The organism is Cupriavidus sp. R6-3, from assembly GCF_059772245.1.
In genome coordinates, this window is sequence record NZ_JCBAJO010000298.1 from 1 (window position 1) to 4,672 (window position 4,672).

3 protein-coding genes and 1 pseudogene are annotated in these 4,672 nt (G+C 67.5%); 3 read left to right on the forward strand and 1 reads right to left on the reverse strand.

The genetic code is table 11. The features are described from left to right. A partial coding sequence (locus tag AC6EI8_RS24305) for a bifunctional alpha/beta hydrolase/OsmC family protein (RefSeq protein ID WP_498383101.1) occupies positions 1–1,251 on the reverse strand: 1,251 nt, incomplete at its 3' end. Positions 1,252–1,681: 430 nt separating this feature from the next. Here AC6EI8_RS24305 and AC6EI8_RS24310 point away from each other — a divergent pair. From AC6EI8_RS24310 to AC6EI8_RS24320, 3 genes and pseudogenes are all read left to right on the forward strand, one after another. After that, a complete protein-coding gene (locus AC6EI8_RS24310; RefSeq protein ID WP_498383102.1) occupies positions 1,682–2,806 on the forward strand; it encodes a TRAP transporter substrate-binding protein in 1,125 nt (374 codons plus the stop codon). Positions 2,807–2,822: 16 nt separating this feature from the next. Further along, positions 2,823–3,381: pseudogene (locus tag AC6EI8_RS24315) on the forward strand (TRAP transporter small permease subunit); the annotation flags it as partial. Between the two features lie 274 nt (positions 3,382–3,655). Beyond that, a partial coding sequence (locus AC6EI8_RS24320; RefSeq protein WP_498383104.1) for a TRAP transporter large permease subunit occupies positions 3,656–4,672 on the forward strand: 1,017 nt, incomplete at its 3' end.

Sequence of the window (4,672 nt, forward strand, 5' to 3'; positions counted from 1 at the left end):
CACCACCTCCGAATGCAAGGTTCGGTGCACCGGGCACTTGTCGGCGATGGCCAGCAGGGCCTCGCGCTGCTGCGCGTCGAGCGGTCCGCGCAGCGTGACCTCGCGTTCGATCCAGTCGACCTTGCCGTCGCGCGTGTCGCATTCCGCGCAGTCCGCGGCATGGATCTTCTCGTGCCTCAGTGACACGCTGATGTGTTCCAGCGGCCAGCCCTTGCGCTCGGCCACCATCCGGATCGTCATCGAGGTGCAGGCGCCCAGCGCCGCCAGCAGCAGGTCGTAGGGGGCCGGCCCGCCGTTCAGGCCGCCGAACGAGACCGGCTCGTCGGCCAGCAGCCGGTGCTTGCCGACCGTGACCTGCTGCTGGAACTTGCCGGCATGGTTCTCCTCGACCCGCACCAGCCCTTCCTCGACCGCGGCGGCCGGCAGCGTGGCCGCGTCGATGCCGAGGTAGCGCTGGCTCCAGGCGGCGATGGTGTTGGCGACATAGGTCGCGTCCTCGCGCCGGGTCAGCAGGTGATCGGCATGGTCCAGCGAGACGAAGCTCTTCGGATGGCGGGCGGCGATGAACAGCTGGCTCGCATTGTCGATGCCGACGGTCTCGTCGACCGGGGAATGCATCACCAGCAGCGCGCGCCGCAGCTGCGACACCTTGGCGAGCAGCGTCTGCTCGGCGACGTCGTCGAGAAACTGCTTGCGGATGCGGAACGGCCGTCCCGCCAGTTGTACCTCGGCTTCGCCGTTGGCGGCGATGGTCTCGGCGTGCTCGCGCAGCAGGCCGACCACGTGCGAGGGATCGCTCGGCGCGGCGATGGTCGCCACCGCCTTCGCCTCGGGAATGCCGTCGGCCGCCGCCAGCACGGCGGCGCCGCCCAGGCTATGGCCGATCAGCAGCGCCGGCGCCTGCAGATGCTGGCGCATGTAGTCGGCGGCCGCATGCAGGTCGGCCACGTTCGACGAGAAATTGGTGTTGGCGAAATCGCCGCCGCTGCCGCCCAGGCCGGTGAAGTCGAAGCGCAGCACCGCGATGCCGTGCTGCGTCAGCGCCTGCGCGATGCGGCTGGCCGCCACCACATCCTTGCCGCAGGTGAAGCAATGCGCGAACAGCGCGTAGGCCTTGACCGGGCCAGCCGGCATGTCGAGGCGGCCCGCCAGCGGCTGACCGTCATGGCCCGGGAACTGGATCTTCTGGTTGGCCTGGCTGGTTGGAGTCGCCGGGTTCGCCGGGCTGGGCTGATTCGATGGGTCGGGCATGCGATGGCTCCTGGCGAAAAAATGGCGCGATGGCCGGTCCTCGTTACTGTAGCCGCTTCGACCATCGAAGTGGCCGAAAGGTCATGCTAATCGGGCCGCTTCGCCTTCATCGGGAGGTCCGCAACACGGCCTTCGCCAGACATGCGGTAGACATGGCGCAGACAAGCAGCAGACATGTCGCTGGCCTGCGATCCGCAGGCGATGACAGGGCCGATCCGTCACGGGTAATCCCTACATTGTTGCGCTTGGTTGCAATTCCTAACATGAAGTCAATTACAAACCACTTGCACGCCGCCCCCTTCCAATTCGGCAGAGTCGCCACCGGGCCGGCCACCGCATCGCAACTCCAGACGTCGCATCAACGGTTCGAGGCTGGCGCACTCGCGGCGCTGCCTCCGGTGTCGTCAACAGCAGCAAGGGGGAAGACAGCATGGCAGCGAAAAACAAGCGCGGTGCGGTATCGCGACGGGGATTTCTGGGCGGGGCGGGGGCTGCGGTCGGTGCAACGGCGCTGGGATTTCCGGCGATCGTCAAGGCCCAGGGTCCGATCACGATGCGCTGGCAAAGCACCTGGCCCAGCAAGGACATCTTTCACGAGTTCGCCGGCGACTTCGTCGCCAAGGTCAACGACATGTCGGGCGGCGAGCTGAAGATCGAACTGCTGCCGGCCGGCGCGGTGGTCAAGGCGTTCGATCTGATCGACGCGGTCAGCAAGGGCACGCTCGACGGCGGCCACGGCGTGATCGCCTACTGGTATGGCAAGAACTCCGCGCTGGCGCTGTGGGGTTCGGGACCGGCCTGGGGCATGGATCCGAACATGCTGCTCGCCTGGCACAAATACGGCGGCGGCAAGGAGCTGCAGCAGGAGATCTACCGCAGCCTGAACCTGGACGTGGTGTCCTTCCTGTACGGACCGATGCCGACGCAGCCGCTCGGCTGGTTCAAGAAGCCGATCACCAAGCCGGAGGACTTCAAGGGCCTGAAGTTCCGCACGGTCGGCCTGTCGATCGACATCTTCACGGGGCTGGGCGCCGCGGTCAACGCGCTGCCCGGGGCCGAGATCGTGCCGGCGCTGGACCGCGGCCTGCTGGACGCGGCCGAGTTCAACAACGCCAGCTCCGATCGCGCGCTGGGGTTCCAGGACGTGTCCAAGGTCTGCATGCTGCGCAGCTTCCACCAGTGCTCGGAACAGTTCGAGATCCTGTTCAACAAGAAGCGCTACGACGCGCTGCCGCCCAAGCTGCGCGCGCTGATCGCCAACGCGGTGGACGCGGCATCGGCCGACATGTCGATGAAGGCGATCGACCGCTACTCGAAGGACTATCAGGCGCTGCAGCAGCAGGGCGTGAAGTTCTACGCGACGCCCAATTCGGTGCTGCAGGCGCAGCTGATCATCTGGGACGAAGTGGTGGCGCGCAAGGAAAAGGAAAACCCGATGTTCAAGAAGGTCAACGACTCGATGAAGGCGTTCGCGCAGCGCAGCACCCGCTGGCAGAACGACACCAACGTCGATTACCGGATGGCCGCCACGCACTACTTCAGCAAGCGCAGCTGACCAGCGGGGCGCGATCGTGCAATCCCTGCTGCTTGCGATCGACAGGATCAGCACCCTGATCGGTCAGGCTGCCTCGTGGCTGATCGTCGCGTTGACGTTGATGATCAGCTACGAGGTGTTCTCGCGCTATGCCCTGTCGGCACCGCACGCCTGGGTGTTCGACGCCAGCAACATGCTGTACGGCGCGCTGTTCATGCTGGCCGGCGCCTATACGCTCGCCAAGCGCGGGCATGTACGCGGCGACATCCTCTATGGCTTCCTGCCGCCGCGCGCGCAGGCCGGCATCGACCTGGTGCTGTACCTCGCCTTCTTCTTCCCCGGCGTGATCGCGCTGGCCTGGGCCGGCATCGATTTCTTCGAGGTCTCGCTGGCGCAGAACGAGCACTCGTCGATCGCGGCCGACGGTCCGCCGATCTATCCGTTCAAGGCGGTGATTCCGGTCGCGGGCGCCCTGCTGTTGCTGCAGGGGGTGGCCGAGACGATCCGCTGCGTGATCTGCCTGAAGCGCGGCCATTGGCCGATGCGCGAGGGCGACGTCGAGGAAGTCGACGTGGACAAGCTCAAGCAGATGGTCAGCGCCGAAGCCGCGGCGGGGACGGTGGCGACGCCGGCGGTCGCGGAGGGTGGCGCAGCGCGGGACGAGCGAAATGAGCGCGATGGTGCCGATGAACGGGATCAACGCGATGAGGGCGGCGGCCGCGATGCAACCGCTCGACGCGATGCGCCCGCGCCCGATGCGGGCCCGGGCGATCCGCGCGATAGTCTCGATCCACGCGGCCTGCGCGACGATCGCGACGATCGCGACGACCGCGAACGCAAGCCAGCGCGCGAAACCGACGGAGCGCCGCGATGAGAAAGGAACTGTGGTTCGGCGCCACGCTGATGGTGCTGATCGTCGCGGCGGTCTTCATCCTGATGCCGTCGCCTTCGGAATGGACCAATGGCCATCTCGGCCTGCTGATGCTGGCGCTGATCGTCGCCGCGATCATGCTCGGCTTTCCGACCGCGTTCACGCTGATGGGCATGGGCGTGCTGTTCGCCTGGCTCGCCTATCGCCATGCCGATCCGAACATCGCCGTGCAGCAGACGCTGGACCTGATGGTGCAGCGGACCTATGCGGTGATGACCAACGACGTGCTGATCTCGGTGCCGCTGTTCGTCTTCATGGGCTACCTGGTCGAGCGCGCCAACCTGATCGAGCGGCTGTTCCGCAGCCTGCATCTGGCGCTGGCCTGGCTGCCAGGCTCGCTGGCCGTCGCCACGGTGATCACCTGCGCCGTGTTCGCGACGGCGACCGGCATCGTCGGCGCGGTGGTCACGCTGATGGGGCTGCTGGCGCTGCCGGCGATGCTGCGCGCCGGCTATAGCGCGTCGCTGTCGGCGGGCGCGGTCACCGCGGGCGGCTGCCTCGGCATCCTGATTCCGCCGTCGGTGCTGTTGATCGTCTATGGCGCGACCGCCGGCGTGTCGGTGGTGCAGCTGTATGCGGGCGCCTTCTTTCCCGGCCTGATGCTGACGGGCCTCTACCTGCTCTACGTGATCCTGCTGGCCAAGCTGCGGCCGCGGCTCGCCCCGCCGCTGTCGATGGCCGAGCGCGAAGTCCCGCTGCCGCCGCTGCAGCAGCGGCTGCGCGACACCATCGGCGCGCGCGCCCTGCCCGCGCTGATCACGGCGCTCAAGGGCCGCCGCAACGCCGCCATCCCGACCGGCCAGCTGATGCGCCAGTTCGGCATCGCGGTCCTGCCCGCGCTGGTGGTGGCGCTGCTGATGGGTTCGATCTATGCCGGCGTCACCGCCGCGCCGCCGGCGGCGATCGACTCGACGCTGATGGAGCTGGGCGCGGCGAGCAGCGAAGAGTCCGCCGGG